15 protein-coding genes are annotated in these 18,188 nt (G+C 29.1%); 8 read left to right on the forward strand and 7 right to left on the reverse strand.

All coding sequences use genetic code 4. The features are described from left to right. Positions 1-5 precede the first annotated feature (5 nt). From pyk to dnaK, 7 genes are all read right to left on the reverse strand, one after another. Complete coding sequence (pyk, locus tag PRV_RS01935; protein WP_022770051.1) at positions 6-1,652, reverse strand: pyruvate kinase; 1,647 nt, start codon at positions 1,650-1,652, stop codon at positions 6-8. Beyond that, on the reverse strand, positions 1,621-2,610 hold the full coding sequence (locus PRV_RS01940) for an ATP-dependent 6-phosphofructokinase (protein WP_022770054.1): 990 nt from the start codon (positions 2,608-2,610) through the stop codon (positions 1,621-1,623). Before PRV_RS01940 ends, pyk begins: the two co-directional genes overlap by 32 nt. Before the next feature lie 91 nt (positions 2,611-2,701). Then, entirely contained in the window at positions 2,702-4,495 is a 1,794-nt protein-coding gene (gene eno / locus PRV_RS01945) for a phosphopyruvate hydratase (protein ID WP_022770058.1), read from the reverse strand. A 35-nt stretch (positions 4,496-4,530) separates the two neighbouring features. After that, the gene (locus PRV_RS01950) at positions 4,531-5,154 is read right to left on the reverse strand and encodes an MPN555 family protein chaperone (protein WP_022770062.1); all 624 of its coding nucleotides are present in this window, start codon (positions 5,152-5,154) and stop codon (positions 4,531-4,533) included. 26 nt (positions 5,155-5,180) lie between these two features. Then, the gene (locus PRV_RS01955) at positions 5,181-7,058 is read right to left on the reverse strand and encodes a hypothetical protein (RefSeq protein WP_022770066.1); all 1,878 of its coding nucleotides are present in this window, start codon (positions 7,056-7,058) and stop codon (positions 5,181-5,183) included. 2 nt (positions 7,059-7,060) lie between these two features. Next, complete coding sequence (locus PRV_RS01960) at positions 7,061-7,582, reverse strand: hypothetical protein (RefSeq protein ID WP_052312107.1); 522 nt, start codon at positions 7,580-7,582, stop codon at positions 7,061-7,063. A 110-nt stretch (positions 7,583-7,692) separates the two neighbouring features. Then, positions 7,693-9,537, reverse strand: a complete 1,845-nt coding sequence (dnaK, locus tag PRV_RS01965; protein WP_022770072.1) for a molecular chaperone DnaK — start codon at positions 9,535-9,537, stop codon at positions 7,693-7,695. A 228-nt stretch (positions 9,538-9,765) separates the two neighbouring features. Between dnaK and PRV_RS01970 the strand changes: the two genes are divergently transcribed. The 8 genes from PRV_RS01970 (at position 9,766) to PRV_RS02005 (ending at position 18,162) form a co-directional block, all read left to right on the forward strand. Further along, on the forward strand, positions 9,766-11,217 hold the full coding sequence (locus tag PRV_RS01970; RefSeq protein WP_022770075.1) for an MIP family Ig-specific serine endopeptidase: 1,452 nt from the start codon (positions 9,766-9,768) through the stop codon (positions 11,215-11,217). A gap of 133 nt (positions 11,218-11,350) precedes the next feature. Further along, entirely contained in the window at positions 11,351-13,396 is a 2,046-nt protein-coding gene (purB, locus tag PRV_RS01975; protein ID WP_022770078.1) for an adenylosuccinate lyase, read from the forward strand. A gap of 217 nt (positions 13,397-13,613) precedes the next feature. Beyond that, complete coding sequence (locus tag PRV_RS01980) at positions 13,614-13,895, forward strand: hypothetical protein (RefSeq protein ID WP_144062310.1); 282 nt, start codon at positions 13,614-13,616, stop codon at positions 13,893-13,895. A 103-nt stretch (positions 13,896-13,998) separates the two neighbouring features. Further along, positions 13,999-14,220: a hypothetical protein gene (locus PRV_RS01985; protein WP_022770085.1), complete on the forward strand. Its 222-nt coding sequence runs from the start codon at positions 13,999-14,001 to the stop codon at positions 14,218-14,220. A 6-nt stretch (positions 14,221-14,226) separates the two neighbouring features. Then, complete coding sequence (locus tag PRV_RS01990) at positions 14,227-14,406, forward strand: hypothetical protein (RefSeq protein ID WP_022770089.1); 180 nt, start codon at positions 14,227-14,229, stop codon at positions 14,404-14,406. 9 nt (positions 14,407-14,415) lie between these two features. Next, a complete protein-coding gene (locus tag PRV_RS01995; protein WP_022770093.1) occupies positions 14,416-15,630 on the forward strand; it encodes a hypothetical protein in 1,215 nt (404 codons plus the stop codon). Between the two features lie 84 nt (positions 15,631-15,714). Beyond that, positions 15,715-16,920 (forward strand): hypothetical protein, encoded by a 1,206-nt coding sequence (locus PRV_RS02000; protein WP_022770097.1) that lies wholly within the window; start codon positions 15,715-15,717, stop codon positions 16,918-16,920. A 21-nt stretch (positions 16,921-16,941) separates the two neighbouring features. Then, a complete protein-coding gene (locus PRV_RS02005; protein WP_022770100.1) occupies positions 16,942-18,162 on the forward strand; it encodes a hypothetical protein in 1,221 nt (406 codons plus the stop codon). The last annotated feature ends 26 nt before the right edge of the window (positions 18,163-18,188 follow it).

An 18,188-nucleotide genomic window follows, 5' to 3' on the forward strand; every position in this document is an offset into this window, starting at 1 on the left:
GTTAATTAAAAGGAAATAACTTTAATTTCTTCCCTTTCAAAAAGAATAGCCTTTTGATTATTTTTTTCTGAAATTTTAAAAATAGAATCATTTTGTTTTACTCCAGATAAATCTAGAAAAGCTCTAGCGCATTCTTCCAAACTTTCACTTGTTTGATTTAATAGAGAAATTATATATACACCTCTAAAAATAGAACTAAACTGAGAAATTAAATCTCTTGAAGCTTCTTCATAACTTTTTTTCTTAGAGAAAACAATAATTGGGAAAGGTAATTTCAATTTTGAAAGAGCTAAAATCTCTTCTTCTAATAAAGACTCTTCAAAAATAAAACAAGCTAATATATCAGAATCAGAAGATTTATTGCGTTCAGAATGTAAAGCATCACTTAATTTCAATAATCTAAAAGATTTTATTTCTTTAGTGCAATAATCTCTTAATTTATTGTAATTGCAATGCTTTTCCCCCGCTTGCACTATTCTAGACATAGTAGAAACTGCTATTAAAGGGAATAAACCTTGAGCAGTCTCTCCTGAAAGCATAGTGCTATCAGCACTTAATTCAGAAGCTCTAAAAACATCTGAAACTTCTGCTCTAGTAGGAACTACAATTCTTTCTAATGAATCTAACATTTGTGTGGCTACAATTACAGGCTTTCCTACCTTAGCGGCTTTAGAAAGTATTTTTTTAGTCCAATAAGGAACATCATAATAAGGGCTTTCTAGAGCAAGATCTCCTCTTGCTATCATAATACCATCAGACTGAGAAATAATTTCATCTATATTTTTCAAAGATTGAGAAGTTTCTATCTTAGAAATAATTAAAGGTTCAATCTTACCCTTTTCTAAATTATCTCTCACTAATTTCCTTACAGCTAAAATATCTTCTTGTTTATTAACAAAAGATAAAGCTATAAAAGCAAATCCATTTCTTAAAGAGAAAAGAATATCATCTTTATCCCTTTCACTAATAAAAGGCATTGAATACTCAGCATTAGGCAAATTAATTCTCTTATTCCCTTTAACAATATGATCATTTTCCACTACTACTTCTACAATACCTTCTTCTTTATTAATTCCTTTTATTAATAGAGAAAGTTTTCCATCATCAACTAAAATCTTTTCACCAACAATGCAATCTATAGCCATATTATATTTACCTGTTGAATCAGTTACTGAAAAAGCTTTTTCATTTCCTTCACATTTATTAAGACAATAAATTTTTAATTCTTGACCTCTAGTATACATTTGACCTTCTTTATTTGCCATGCTACAAACCCTAATTTCAGGCCCTTTAGTATCGCATAATTCAGAAATAGGAAAAACAAAATGGAATTTATAAGGGGATTCACCATTATTTTTATTAATTTGATTGAAATGAATAAAAAATTCTTTCTTAATATCTCTCAATAAGTTCAATCTAAACACTCTCTCTTCATTATTTGAATGAGAAAAATTAAATCTAACACAATTTAATCCATTAAAGAATAAATTATTAAATAAAGATAAAACTTCATCAAAATCTTCTCTATTTTTATCTTTTGTTGAAGAAGGACTTAGTTTCAAAGTTACAGAAGGTCCAATAGTTGCAACTATTTTTGTGCACTTTAATGGATATCTCATTCTAGCTAAAAGATAAACTATTTTTTTCCTCAATTAAAGTCATTCTATCTCCCTTAGAATTACTACTTAATTCTGAAATGGGAGTTCTATAGAAATTAAAACCATCAAAGCCAATAGCTATATCAAATTCTTTTTTGTCAAAAGAAATAAAAGCTTCTTTTCCAAATTGAGAAGAAACAAATAATTCTCAAGAAGTTGGAATAGCCCCTCTTTGTACATGTCCTAAAACACATCCTCGAATGGTAAAACTCAACTCTTTCTCAAGATTTTTAGTTAGTTCTTCCATAGAAGGTAAAACTTCTTTACCAAGAATTTTTTCAGAAATTACAATAACTATCCCCTTTCTACCTTTTTCCTCTCTCAAAAATTTAATTTTTTGTTTCAATTCTTGAAAATTAGGAACATTTTTAGAGGTAATTACATAATCTACTAAAGGAGAAGCTGTAGAAGCTAAAACAGCTAAATCAGAACAATCTCTTCCCATTACCTCAACAAAAGTTAATTGGGAATGAGATTCAGCTGTATATCAAATTTTTTTAATTGCTTGAAAAATTTCTTCTAGTGATGAGAAAAAACCTATAGTGTAATGAGTAGAAGTTACATCATTATCAATTGTTGCTGGAAGTAAAATTACAGGCATTCCCAATTGTGAAATTAACTTCCCTCCTTCATAAGAACCATTACCCCCCAAAATCACTAAAGCTTCAATATTTTTTTCCTTTAAATATCTAACTCCCTTTTCTCTAGCTTCACCCGAAGCTCTAAATTCTGAAGATCTACTAGAACCTATAAAAGTTCCAGGAGAATAAACTTCTTTTTTCAACTGATCTAAATTAATTTCTTTATATCTTCCTTCAATAAAACCTTGATAACCATCCTCTATATAAAACACTTCATATCCCTTTTTATTAATTAATGAACTAAAACTATATATTGTGCTATTCATCCCAGGGGAATCTCCCCCTGAACTTAAAATAGCTACTCTCCTCAAAAATTAACTAAACGAGCTTCCCTTTATATTAAAAAAATTTAAATAAAAAGTCTGATACTTTGTATACTAAAACTTAAAAAATTATTTAATATTATTTACTTTTTCCGCCGCCGCCTCTTCCTAATTCTTCATCTATTTCTCTTTCCACTTCTCTATCAATTTCATCGTCGTCATCATTATTGCTTCCTCCATTACTTCCAACTTTTACACCTTTCTTCTTAGTATTTCCTCCACCACCTCTTCCTAATTCTTCATCTATTTCTCTTTCTACTTCTTTATCAATTTCATCGTCGTCATCATTATTGCTTCCTCCATTACTTCCAACTTTTACACCTTTCTTCTTAGTATTTTCTCTTGAAGATTCAAATAAATTAGGATTTCCGAAAGAAGAAAGGATAGAAGAATCTTTATCTTCATATTTCTTTTCTTCTCTTACAGTTTCAGCTCTAACTTCTCCAGTCATTTCATTAACTAAATAATTTTTAGGTTTAAACAATTCAGTATTATTGAAGTCAAGACTGAATAAACTATAAAGACCATAAAAGGTTGAATTAACAGAAGTCAAATCTATTTCAATTTCAAGCAATCTATTGTATTTAGCTATTCTTTCGGATCTTGAAAATGAACCTGTCTTGATTTGACCGGCCGCAGTTCCAACTGCAATATCAGCAATAGTTGTATCTTCAGTTTCTCCAGATCTGTGAGAAACAATACATGATCAACCAGCTTTCTTAGCTAATTGCATAGTTTTCAAAGTTTCAGATAATGTACCTATTTGATTAACTTTAATTAAAACTGAATTGGATAGTCCTTTATCAACTCCCATTTGAGTTAATTCTGGATTTGTGCAATAAAGATCATCTCCAACTATTTGAACTTTTTCACCAATTCTCTTATGTAATAAGGATCATCCATCCAAATCATCTTCAGAAAGGGGATCTTCAATTGAAATAATAGGATATTTTTCAACTAACTCAACATAATAATCAATCATTTGAACAGTACCTTTTGTTCCTTTTTCTTCAGAAATGCAACCAGCCTTAATCATTTTTTTAAACTTATAAAGTTTTGTTTCTTTGTCATACAATTCACTAGCTGCGCAATCCAAAGCAATAGCTACATGTCCGTGTATTACTCCAGCTTTGTAACCAGCATTGGAAATTGCAATTAACATAGCATTTAATGCTTCTTCATTCGAATTGAAATTAGGAGCAAATCCTCCTTCATCGCCCTTAGCTGTAGAAAGACCTCTGCTCTTTAAGTATTTAGCCAATTCATGAAAACATTCAGCAGAAATTCTAACTGCTTCATGCATAGAAGATGCTCCAACAGGAACAAACATAAATTCTTGGAAATCCAATGAATTATCTGAGTGAGCGCCCCCATTAATAACATTCACCATTGGCAAAGGAAGAACATACTTTCTAGCTTTTGGACTTCCTGCAAGTTCAGCTACATACTGATAGAAAGGTAATGATTTAGCTTTTGCAACAGCTTTTGCAACAGCCAATGAAACAGCAAGAATTGTATTAGCTCCATATCTTGACTTATTTTCAGTTCCATCAAGATCAATCAAAAACTGATCTAATTCTGCTTGATCAGCTGGATTTACATCATTTTCAATTAATGAAGGGCCTAGAACATAATTAATGTAGTGAACAGCTTTTTTAACTCCTTTACCACAAAATCTTGATGAATCTCCATCTCTCAATTCAAGAGCTTCTTTAGATCCAGTAGAAGCTCCCGAAGGAACTAATACTTTAGCTGTAAAGCTTTTCTTATTGAATAATTTTCCCTTTGCAACTTTTGCAATGCACGCAACTGTTGGATTTCCTCTAGAATCAATTAACTCGTATGCAAATAAATTATCTATACTAAAAGCCACTAGCTCCCTAGTTCTTCTTTAATATATACAACTAATTAAGATTTAAGCATTTTTTGTTTAACTACTCTGCCGCTATTATCCCCTAATTGAATTTTAGTTTCAAAGCCATTAATAATTCTAGTTGTAATTGTTTGTTCTAAAATGCTTTTTCTAACCATTTCAATTCTATCAGGATCATTTAAATACTCTGAATAACTTTGTCCAGTTTTACTTAAAAAATCTTTTAAAACATCTCTAGCCACATCTAAAGAAACTTCTAAACCTCATTCCTTAGCCAAATCTTCATAAATTAATTCTTTAAGAATCATTACTTTAACATTACTCCTTATTTCATCAGCACTAAAACCTTGAAATTGTTCTAAAAATTTCTTTTCTTTTTCCTTTACTTCTTCTTCATCAAATTCAATTGAATATGCAGAAGCAACTTCATCCATCACGCAATTAAAAATATTATCTTTCAAAATAACTTCTTTTTTCTTTTCTTCTAACTCCTTTTTAGTAATTCCCGGATTAGCAGCTTTCAATGCTTGTTCAAAATTTTCAACCAAATGAGGGAGGGTTTTAATTTCATTAACCACTACTAAACTTCCCCAATTAATTGCTCTATTTCTCTTAACTTTTGATTTAAATGACGGTTTACTAACTAACTTTTCTTGCACCAAAAAGCTTCGAATGGCTATTTCATTTAACTATTTAAAATTTTACTAATCAATTCAGAACATTCTAAATGCACATTCTTCAAATCTTCTAAACTTTTGTTCAATTTTTCTTCTACTTTTGAATAATCAATTTTTGGTATCGTATTAAGTTTTAAAAGAGAGTCTAATTCAACTTCATCTCTTTGTAAGCATATATTTCTAAAGAAATTTGAATAACTATCTAAAAGGTGGGCACATTTTTCATGTAATTTTCCTTCAGGAGAAAAATGTTTAACAGTAGAGCCTATTTTTCTTAAATATTCAGCATTTAATTTCAAAATTAAATATTCATTCATTCAACCTTCTTCGCCATCTTTTCAGCTACTAATATAAGGAGCATATTCATAATACAATCTCACCAAATATTTTCTTGATTCTGAATTAAATTCAGCATTAAATTTAGCTCAAAAATATTGATTTTCTCTCAATAAATCATCGCAAAGAGTATTACATTCATCCTTTAATTGATGTACCAACTTTTCAGTATCGCTTACTATAGTTTTCTCAAAATTCTCCAATATTTTCTTTTTTTGTTTCATTTTTTCTTCAATTTTCTCTTTTTCTTCATTAAATCTATCGATAAAAGCCTTAATAGCTTTATTTTGAAGATTCTTTAAAGCGCTATATTGATTTTTCACAAAATTCAAATTGAAACAATATTTATTTTCTATTCTCTCGATCTCTGAATCTAAAGAACTAATTAAAGGAATCAAAATAGAAGAATATTTTTCCTTCAATTTTTTTATCTCTTGATCTATTTTTTCTTTCTCTAATTGAAGAATTACTTCTAAATCATATGATTCAAATTTAATTGGTTTTAATTCTAAAAAGGTTTTAGCTTCATGTAATTTTTTAAAGAGAATATTCATTAAATTAACATAACTTTCTTTAATATAAGCAATCATCTTGTCAATTTCTCCAGTAAAAAAAGTTTGATATCTAATACTTATTTCTTTATAGTGATTAATAATAGAGGTAATTTCTTTTAGACTTAAAAGATATTGCCTCTTAAATTCTTTGCAATTATTAGATAATAAAACTAAATCATTAGTAATAGTATTTCCGGCTGGTAATTTCAAAAATTGAGCTTCATACATCCTAGATTCCAACTTCTTTTGAATAAATAATCTGAAATCTAATAATTTACCAGAAGGTAAAGAAAAATTACTCATAATATCGTGATATTCCTTAACAATGGATTCTCTATATTTTTCTAAATCTTTAAATGTTTCTTTTTTAAGTCCATCAATAATAGTATGTAAATCTACATATTTTTCTGATAAGTAATATATAGCTTTTCTATTTTCTGCCCCTATAATGGTATTTCTCAATTCATAATTAACATCTAACAATCTAAGTCAACATTCAAAAGCTTCTTCTTCTATTTTTTTAAGCGCCGCAATATTTAACTTACTTACAGAAGCCGAAATATTGATTTTTCCATTTTTTCTTTGGTCATAATAATATAACAGTTGCTTAAAAAAATTAATTTGTTCCTCTCCTTCTCTGAAATTAACTAAATCCTTATTGTTAATATAGCTAATATATTTCTTTAATTCAACTGGATCTAAAGCTTCTGAACTTTTCATAAAGTCATTGATTAGGGAGATGTTCTCCCTATATCTTTCTATTAATTTATTAGAAATTTCAATTATTTTGAAAGCTATAAAAGATTTAGTTTCAGATCTAAAAAAATAATAGGAGAACAATTGATAAAGAGCAAATATTCTTTTACCTTGTCTGGGTTTTTCGCAGTATAAAGATAATTGATTAGCAATTTTTGCTTTAGCTATATCAAGCTCTGTAGGATTTGAGTTAGGATTTTTAAATAAAAGTTCAGTTTTCATACTTGCTGATTGAGCCACTTTTAAATTACCACCTCTGAAGATTTCAAAATTTCGACAATTGAAGCATCTATTAATGAAAATTTAGATGCATTTCTTTTTCTGGGAATTATTTCCAACTCTACAAATTTCACAAAATCTCCTTTTTTGGCTCCATTTAAATTTTTTTTATGTACAAAATGAGAAGATTTTTTATACTTTTCACCTTCTTTTTTTATAGTAATGAAGCCATTTCCACTTTTCTCTTCAATATCCAAAAATCCTTCTCCAAATCTATCACTTTTTTTGTAATCTAAATAATCTATAAATCATTTACCATACTGATTTTCACCTATTAAATATTTTTTCTTTAAAGAAGTTAGTATATTAAAAAAAATTTCCTCAGAAACGAATTCTGTAGGATGATTTGCTCTTATAAATCTAAAAAACTTAGATTTTAAAACATTAAAAGGTACTGGTCTAGTATCTACAGTTAATATCTTCAATATTATAGAAGCTATTTCATCTTCTTTTAAATTAGATTTATTTTCTTTTTGCAACTCCAAAAAAAAAATTAATTAATGACTATAGGCCTACCAATTTAAATTTAAAAAAACCTAGGAGAGAACGCCCCCCCCGTAGGGGTATTTACAAATTTACCTTATGAATAATACAATTATTTATTATTTTCTTCTGAAGAAATGTCTTCCACTTCAACTTCTTTTGCATTGGCTTCTGGACTTTCCGCCTCAAATTGTTCTTCAGTTTTTCCTGAATCTTGATGTTGTTTATAAGCTTCTTGCATCATTTTTTGACTTAAATTTTTTAATTCTTCCATCTTACTCTTCAACTCATCATATTTCTTTTCTTCAATTAATTTTTTAAATTCATCTACAACCTTTTGAGCCTCTTTTTTAGATTCTTCCGGAAGCTTTGCACTATCATCTGAAATTTGTTTTTCAAGCATTGAAACTCAAGATTCAGCTTCATTCTTAATTTCTATTTCTTCCCTAACTTTTTTATCTTTTTCAAGATTTTCTTCAGCTTCTTTAATTATTTTGTTAATTTCATCTTCTGAAAGTCCAGAAGCTTGATTAATAGTTATATTACTTTGTTTTCCTGTATCTTTGTCCTCTGCTTTAACTGTAAGAATGCCATTTGCATCAATAGAAAAAGATACTTCTATTTTTGGCATTCCCTTAGGAGCTTGTTTAATTCCATGAAGAGTGAAAGTTCCCAATGATTTATTTTGACTTGCCATAGGTCTTTCACCTTGAACCACATGAATATCAACACTAGGTTGATTATCAACAGCTGTCGAGAATAATTGTTTTTTATCAATTGGAATAGTACTATTTCTAGGAATAAGAGGAGTAGCCACCCCCCCTAAAGTTTCAATACTTAAAGTCAAAGGAGTTACATCCAAAAGTAGAATATCTTTAATATCGCCAGCAAGAATACCAGCTTGAACAGAAGCTCCTAAAGCAACTACTTCATCCGGATTAATTGATAGATTAGGTTTTTTATTAGTTAATTTTTCTACTAATTCTTGTACAGCTGGCATTCTTGTTGAACCCCCAACTAATAAAACTTCATTTATTTCTGAAAGAGATAACTTGGACTCTTTAATTGCATCTTTAACTGGATCGACAGTTCTTTCCAACAAATCTTTTGTGAACAATTGAAATTGTTCTCTAGTTAACGAAAGATCAATATTCAAAGGTTCACCCTTAACCATTGTCAAAAAGGGTAACATAATTTGAGTTTGTTGTACTGAAGACAATTCAATTTTTGCTTTTTCAGCAGCTTCTTTCAACCTTTGCATTACTAAATTATCTTTTGAAAGATCTACTCCATGTTCTTTTTGAATGCTTTCCAACATTCACCTAATAATTCTTTGGTCCCAATCATCACCTCCTAAATTGTTATCTCCTGAGGTAGACAAAACCTGAAAGGTCCCATCAGAGACTTCTAGAACAGAAACATCAAAAGTACCGCCCCCTAGGTCATAAACTAATATTTTTTGTTCTTTGTCTTTCTTATCTAATCCATAAGCTAATGCAGCGGCAGTAGGTTCATTTACAATTCTTACAACTTCAAGTCCAGCAATTTTTCCAGCATTTTTAGTTGATTGTCTCTGCGAATCATTAAAATAAGCCGGAACTGTAATAACAGCTTTTTGTACTTTTTCGCCAACTCTTTTTTCTGCATATTCTTTAATATAAGAAAGAATATATGCAGAAATTTCTTCTGGACTATATTCTTTTCCTTGCGCAACTACTTTCTTGTCAGTACCAATAAATCTTTTAATAGAGAAGATAGTATTTTTATTTGTAACCATTTGTCTTTTTGCACTATCTCCAACAATTATTTGATCTCCTTTAAAAGAAACTACAGAAGGAACTGTTCTTTTGCCTTCTGGAGTTTCTAATACCTTAGGATTTCCACCTTCTACAATTGCAACACAAGAATTAGTGGTTCCTAGGTCAATTCCTAGAATTATTTCCTTTTTAACTGCCATACAGAAAATATTTTAGCATATTTTTTTTTGACTGCTAAAAATATTTAAAAATTAATTTATTTTTCCGGAGTAGGAGTAATAAATTTTTCTCATGCGTTTAACATAAAAATATATATATAGGAAAAATTTATACCCGCGTGAGATTAAAAAAATTTTCTATTTATTAAATTAAGTAAAAGTTTTAAATAAAACTATTGAATTAATTCAGAGGCTAGTAAAACGAGAAATATGCAAATAAATCTAACAAAAATAATGATCGGTGGAGCAGCCGCCACTTTATCTTGTTCTGGGGGAGTTTGTGCTTTAACTCTTATCCCTTCAATATCACCTTTTAAACAAAAACTTATAAGAGAAGATAGCCCCCCCCGTCAACAACATCTAAGTAGTTTTGAACAATATCATTGAAAATCGCGTCAACAAGATGGCTATAGATTTAAAAAAGAAAAACTTTATGGAAGTACATCACATAAAAAAGAACTTCATCTTTATACAAAAACAAGTTATAGTGAAGAACTAAAGAAAATATATGAAGCTGATGAAAAGAAAAAAGAATTCCATATGCCGCATGGATTTAAAGACAGAGAATGAAACAATCAAAAAAGTATAGAAATAGAACAAAAAATAAGAGACTATACAGTAGGATTAAATCACAAATGTGGTTCAGGAACTGGTTGAATATTAGATTATGAATGACCAGAAAATGGAAAATATCCAACCAAATGGTTTATTGCAACTAATGCTCATGTATTTGAAAGATTTGATTTTTCAAGCAGCACTTATAAACAAGCTCATCCAAGAAGTTGTACAGGAAGATGAAATACTGGCTCTTTCTTTCAATTAGGAGTATGAAAAGAAGTATTAAGCACTAATAATAGAAAAACAATAAATAGAGTTGGTGTTAAATCAACAAAATTATTCTATGCAGCTAGAAATCATTTAGAAGACGCATTGAACAATGTTAAAGGCAATTACTTTCATGACTTTATAGTCTTGGAAGTAGAGTTTCATGATCAACATGATGCTAGAGAAGCCACTGATAATTTCCATGAAAAATATGGAGTTAAAAAAGAAAAACCTATAAATTTCTTCCATGAAGGAATTACCAAAAATGAGGAAAATTTCTTTAAAGAAGAAACTTACACCACTCCTTATTATGTTGGTGGATTTCCAATAGATGAAGAAACTCAAATGACTTTCAATCATAATCTAGATAAATATAAAGGACTACCAGCTTCTACATTAAGTCAAGAAACACATAATTATGCTCCAAAAAGATTAAATCATGGAAAGAATGCTTTTAGAGGATTAGGTGATCATTCTTCCTTTGAATTGCAATGAGGAACAGGTAGTGCAGATAAACAAAATTTAACTGGTTTCATTTATTGAATAAATCAAATGGATATTGGAGCGGGAGGTTCTGGCTCTATGGTGGTAGATGAAAATGGAAATTTATTAGGACTTTATTCATATGGAACTGGTAAGGAACGAGAACAAGGAGGGGTTCAACCCATAAGGTCTTACAGTTTAGAAATGTCTGAGAATGAAAAATCTCCTAAATTTGATCTAATTAGAGGTACTCAAGGTCAAAAAAGTTCTTATAAAAGTCAATTAGATGAATATTACAAAGATAAACAAACATTTTTAAAAAATAATTTCAGTGAATTTAATGCATCTTTTTAGATAAAAAACTAAGAGTTTTTTCACAATAAATAACTAAATTTCTTAGGATATTTTCTATCCTCTTTTAGGATAGTTTTTTTAAAAAATTACTTCCCAAAATAATAATAAAATTTGAGATTTATAGGGAATAATAATGATTAAAAGGTATGAAATATCTGAATTGGAAAATATTTTTTCGGAAAATTCCAAATATAAAAGATGGTCAATTTTAGAAAAAGAAATTCTTTATTCTTTGGCTAATGAATTATCTATTTCAGAAAAAGAACTTTTAAAAATAGAAAAAGAATGGCCAGAAATACAAAGTTATGAAGTTATTGCTGAAGAGATAAAAACTCAACATGATTTTGTAGCTTTCTTACGACTACTAGAAAGAAAACTCAACAATCAATGAGCTTCTAAATTTATTCATTATGGAATTACCAGCTCAGACATTATTGATAGTGCTAATTCATTAGCTTTAAGGGAGGCTAATAAATTATTAATTAAAGAAATAGAGTCTCTCCAGGAGACTCTATATAAATTAGCTAATGAATATAGAGATATTCTACAAATAGGAAGGACACACGGGAGGCATGCTGAACCTACCTCTTTTGGATACAAATTTGCAATTATTTATCAAGAGTTAGAAAATTCCATAGAAGCTTTTTATTTATCTAGAAGAAATATAGAAGTAATAAGTATTAAAGGATCAGTTGGAACTTTTGCTCATATTGGCCCTGAAATACAAGAAGAATTAGCTAATAGATTTGGATTATTTACTATTTCAGGCTCCACTCAAGCTCTGCCTAGAAATAGATATTCTTCTTATATTTTTGCTCTATATCAAATAGCTTCTATTATTAATGGACTAGCCCTTAATCTTAGGACTCTCATGAGGGAGGAGATATCTGAAATATATATTCTAAAAGAAGAAAAAAATGTAGGCTCTTCTTCTATGCCTCATAAACTTAATCCAGTTGAATTAGAAAACATTACTGGTTTAACTAAATGATTAGAGAGTCTATGAACCCTCTCTAAAGAAAATAATTATTTATGAGAAGAAAGGGATATTAGTCATTCTTCTAATGAAAGAATGAGTTTAATGGACGCTCCTACTTTGGCTTTCAACATTGTAACTAAAATGAATAAATTACTGAAAAGAATCAAAATAAATGAAGAAGGAATTACTAAAAACCTTCAATTAAATAAAGGTCTAATTTGCTCACAAAGTATTCTTTTGTCTTTATTGAAATCTTCTTCAATTAAATCTAGAGAAGAAGTTCATTCTCTCCTTACCTCTTTATCTCAAGAAGTGATGGCAAATAAATTTCCTTCCCTTTTAGAGGCAATTAAATCTTCTCCTATTAAAAAGCTTCTTTCTAAAGAAGAATTAGAAAAATGTTTTAACTTAGAGAGACATTTGAATCACTTACCTAAAATTTATGCCCAAATATTTGGACAAAGAAATCAAACTTCTACTTTTTCTAGGCAATTATATAGTAAATATGAAATAGACAATATTATTTACTATTTAGCTCAAAGACTTAATTCATACTATATGAAAAATATAGAGGAAGCTCCTTCTCCTATATTAATTATTTCTCTAATAGAGGGAGCTTCTGTGCTTGCTGGGAAAATTTTATCTCTTTTAAATTTTCCCTTTGTTTTTTCTTCCCTATATCATTCAATGAGAAATTACACTAAAAGTTTCGAAATGGAAAAACTTCAAAACTTTAGTGAATTTATAAATACAGAATTAAATAAAAAACATGATTTCAAAAAAATTAGAAAACTTATTGAAAAAAGTCCTAGAATCTTAATTCTTGAGGGGGTGGTTGAAAGTAAAACAACTCTCAACTATCTGTACGAAACTTTATCTAAATTGCCTGAAGTTCAAGAAATAAAAACTGCAACTCTTTTCAAAAAAATACTTAAAGAAAATAAAGAAAAAGAAAGTTTTCAAGAAGAATACTATAAAAAATCTTTATTTCCTAAAAATTTTAAAGGAAAAAAAGAAGGAGAACGGCAGAGAGCAATAAATTGAAAAGTAAATTCTTCAAATTCAAAAGAGAAAAAGAATGAAAAAATAGTTAATTGAGTTGGGGAAATTATTGAAGTAAATAAAGGCGAATGAATTATTGGAGCTGGGATGGACTTAGAAGAAAATTACAGAGGAATAGGTGGTGTTTGAGTAAAATAGAGCTCCTTTAACTTTTTCAAATACTTATCAAATAACTTAAAATTAAATTTTTCATCTTCACTAGAATTTACTAGTGTTTTCAAAAAAATTTAAGTAGAATAAGGAAAAAATGAGTAATTGATGAGATCAATTATTTGTTTTGAATTTTTTTCGTTTAGATAGTTGGATCATGATTTTTTTGTTAAGCGCATCAAGTTTGTGTATTTGATTGGCTCTAATGTTAATATGAAAAGACTATAAAAAAATGTCTTATAGAGAATTTGGTAATTATTTAATTAAAGGAAGTTATTTTATTACAGGATATTCTTATTTTTTACAAAATATTAAAAAAATTCCATTAAGTCTAAACTTATTTATTTCTCAAATGCCTATCTGGAAGAAGTGAAAATCTATTGATAAATCAACTCCCCTTAAATCTACAAGTGAAATAAATTTATTCAACAAAAATAAAAAAACTAAAAAGAGAGCAGAACAAATATCAAACATCTTTAAAAAATAAAAGAATTAAAGAATTTTTTTTAAAATTTGGCTTTTTAAATTTAGTATTCAAGTTTTAGAAAATTAATGTTTCTAAAAAATGAGAAAAATAAATAAAAACTTTAATGTATTGATTTTTTAGAATTTTTGGATATTCACCTGAAAGTTGAGCTGATTGACAAGTTATTTTCATGATTACTTTATGCATTATTCTATATGTGTGATTTGTAATTGAAGTTGTGAGAAGCAAAAAAGGATTTGGTTATCGAGAATTTGCTAGATGAGCAATTTCATTTGTTAAAAAAGAGCAAAAAATAGCACCTAATAAAAATGGAAAAAATAATTAATAAAAAATGAAATTAAGCTTAATGGGGCAATTTCTAGCAGGATTTATAATTCCAGTAACTGCGGGAACTATTGTAATTCTCCCCAAATCATCTCATTATGAAAATAATGAAATAAATTTGAAGGATGCAAAAAGAAATGGAAAAGGTTATGGCGATAAAAGAGTACTCGGTAAATTACAGAAATAATTAATAAAAGTGTTTAAAGGGGGAATCATATTAGGAGGACTTGGTAGCGGAGGGCTACTCAGTACATTGTTTTTGTTTTGGGCTGGAAATGCTAAAAATGAAAAGACTCGTGAAAATTTCTTTAACAGTGTATTAGATGGAAGAAAAATCGATATTGAAAATCTTTTTAAAAATAGAGGAGGACTTTTTTATGCTATTCCACAGGGAGAAAAGGGCATTGATGGAGAGTTAAAGGTTATTCAAAGTAAAGAAAATGTAAAAAAAGAAAATAACAAATTTAGTAGTGGATGTGAATTTGTTAGGAATATTCTCGGAGAAGATGGAAATATTAAATACTTAGGAGAACGTGGACGAACAATTATCGAAGAAACGGAGAAAAAAGAAGAATGAAGCCAAAATGCTGTCAGAGTGATTTTAAATCAGGAATCCAGCTCAAAAGGTTGTTTATTAGATAAAATACTAAATTCAAGCAACAATGAATTTCGTCTTCATTATTTAGTTAATGTGGGAGGGTTTTCTAAACTGAAAGGTCAAAGTGGGTTAATTAATTTTGGAAGAGAAAATGATGAGAGGGCTAATCTCACAAGTTGAGGCATATATAAGAGTGCAAAAAATTTCATCAATGAGATTAAGAAAATTAGGATAATTGAAGGAAAGGGGATGGGAAGGGAATTAACCTATGACTTATATATTTCTCCAGAATGAACTAAGCAACTTAGTGATTTAGAGGTTAAAAATGACGAGGAAGTTTTATTGAGTCTGGCGGAATTTGGCCCAAGAGAAGGGAGTGAGATAACTGAGCAAAAAGGGATGACTAATTTAATTTGAACAGTAAATAAAAAACAATGAAAATTTGCTCGTTTCGAGCTTGGTTTAGCGCCCGCCGTGAAAAATTTTAAGAATAAAGTTGGTTATTTAGAAGAACAAAAATGTAAAAATATTGAAAGCGATTTTAGCAGTATTAGCGATAAGGAACTCTGCAAAATTGGTTCATTATCAACCGAAAGTCAAAAGTGACAGATCTGGTTTCCTGAAGTTTTATGAGAGTTGGAAAAATCGAATAATAATGATGGTTATCAATTTGAAAAGGGTGAGTGTAAAGATTTGAGAGATTGTATAAAAAAAGTAATAGGAAATTCCGATAATAAAAAAAATATATTAGGCGTGTGAGGAGAAGTTGGAATCTTAGATAACAATGGTGGTGTTAGATGACGAAGTTTTTAATTAAAAAAATTAATATTTCTAAAAAATAGAAAAGGGTATGGAAATTAAAGAGTACTTTATAAATTAAAAAAATAATTAATAAAAGTGTTTAAAGGGAGAATCATATTAGGAGGGATTGGTAGCGGCGGATTACTCAGTACAGTATTTTTGTTTTCGGCAGGAAATGCTAAAAATGAAAAGACTCGTGAAAATTTTTTTAACAGTGTATTAGACAGTAGAAAAATTGATATTGAAAGTCTTTTTAAAAATAGAGGAAAACTTTTTTACGCTATTCCGCAAGGAGAGTCGGGAGTGGATGGAGAATTAAAAGTTGTTCAGAATAAAAAAGAAAGAGTGGGTGAATTTGATAGCGGTTGTGAATTTGTTAGAAGTGTGCTTGGGGAAAATGGAAAGATTAAATATTTGAAAGAAAAGGGCAGAAAGATTTTAGATGAAGAAATAGAAGAGACAGATTGACAACAAAAGATCGTCAAAGAGGTTTTAAAAGAGGGTTCAAATAACCAAGGTTGCTTGCTAGATAAAATATTGAATTCAAGACAAAGTGAATTTCGCCCTTATTATTTAGTCGATGTGAGTAAGTTTTCTTCAATAAAAGGTCAAATTGGATTGATTAATTTTGGAAGAGATGATAATGAACATGTTAGACTTGCAAGTTGAGGCATATATCATAGTAAAAAGAATTTCAAAGATGGGATTACAAAAATTCGAATAATTGAAGGGGAAGGGGAAGATAGGAAATTAACTTATGACTTATATATTTCGACAGAATGAACAAAACAGTTTGAAAATTGAAAAACTGAAGATAACAAAGATTTTATATTAAGTCTTGCTGAATTTTGGCCTAGGGAAGGTAGTGAGGATAGTGAACAGAAAGGGCTAACAAATCTAATTTGAAAAACAAAGGGTGGGAAATGAAAATTTGCTCTCTTTAATCTTGGTTTAGGGCCTGCTGTAAAAGACTTAAAAAGTAAAATCGGTTATTTAGATGAGCAGCAGTGTAAAAAAAGCGAGAATGGTTTTAACAATATTACAGATAAAGATCTGTGTGAAATCAATCCAAAACAAGTCAAAGATCAAAAATGACAGATTTGATTTCCAAAAGTTTTAGAAGAATTAGAATTAGCAGAAAATAATCGAGATCACCCTTTTGAAAAGGGTACATGCGAAAATTTAGAAGAATGTATAAAAAGAGTAATAGGAAATTCCAAAGATAAAGGAAATATGATGGGAGTGTGAGGAGAAGTTGGAATCTTAGATGATAATAGTGGTGTTAGGTGGAGAAGTTTTTAATTAAAAAAATAATTAATAGAAGTGTTTAAGGGGGGAATCATATTAGGAGGTATTGGTAGTGGCGGGTTACTGAGTACAACATTTTTGTTTTTAGCTGGAAATGCTAAAAATGAAAAAACTAGGGAAAATTTCTTCGGAAGTGTATTAGATGGAAGAAAAATTGAGATTGAAAGTCTTTTTAAGAACAGAGGAGGACTTTTTTATGCTGTTCCACAAGAAGAAAATGGAATTAATGGGGAATTGAAAGTAGTCAAAAATAAAGATGGAAAGGGAGAAATAAGTTTAGGATTTGACAGCGGTTGTGAATTTGTTAGAAGTGTGCTTGGTGCTGATGGAAATATTAAATATTTAGGGGAAAAGGGGCGAAAACTTGTAGATGAAGAGTTAAAAAATGAAGATTGACAAAAAAAGACCGTCAAGGAAGTTTTGAAGGAAGGCGCAGGTGACCAAGGTTGTTTAATAGATAAAATATTTAATCCAAAGGATAGTGAATTTAGACCTCATTATTTAATTGATGTGAGTAAATTTTCTTCAATAAGGGGTCAGAGTGGATTAATTAATTTCGGAAAGGATGAAAAAGAGTTAGTTAAACCTGAGAGTTGAGGCATATATAGGAGTGAAAAAAATTTTAGTGATGTAATTACAAAAATTCGAATAATTGAAGGAAAAGGTAAGGGTAGAGAATTAACTTATGACTTATATATTTCAACAGAATGAACTAAGCAAATTGAAAATTGAAAGACTGAAAGTAACAAAGATAAAGATATTGTATTAAGTCTTGTTGAATTTTGGCCTAGGGAAGGGAGTGAGGATAGTGAACAAAAAGGTCTAACGAATCTAATTTGGAAAAAGAAAAATGATGGATGAATGTTTGCTAATTTTAAGCTTGGAATAGGACCTGCTGTGGAGAATTTTAAAGATAAAGTTGGTTATTTAGGCGAAGGCAAATGCATAAAGAAGGAACAAGGTTTTAACTATATTGAAGATGGGGAACTATGTGTAATTGATTTAGAGAATTTCAAAAATCAAAAGTGACAATCTTGATTTCCGAAAGTTTTAGAAAAATTGGAAAAATCGAAAACAAATGAAGAATACCCATTTGAGAAAGACAAGTGTAAAAATCTAGAAGAATGTATACAAAAAGTACTAAAGAATTCTGAAAATAAAGGAGATATGATAGGAGTTTGAGGGGAAGTTGGAATCTTAGATGATAATAGTGGTGTTAGGTGGCGAAGTTTTTAATTAAAAAAATTAATATTTCTAAAAAA

This window comes from Mycoplasma parvum str. Indiana (genome assembly GCF_000477415.1).
Lineage (GTDB): Bacteria > Bacillota_I > Bacilli_A > Mycoplasmatales > Mycoplasmoidaceae > Eperythrozoon_A > Eperythrozoon_A parvum.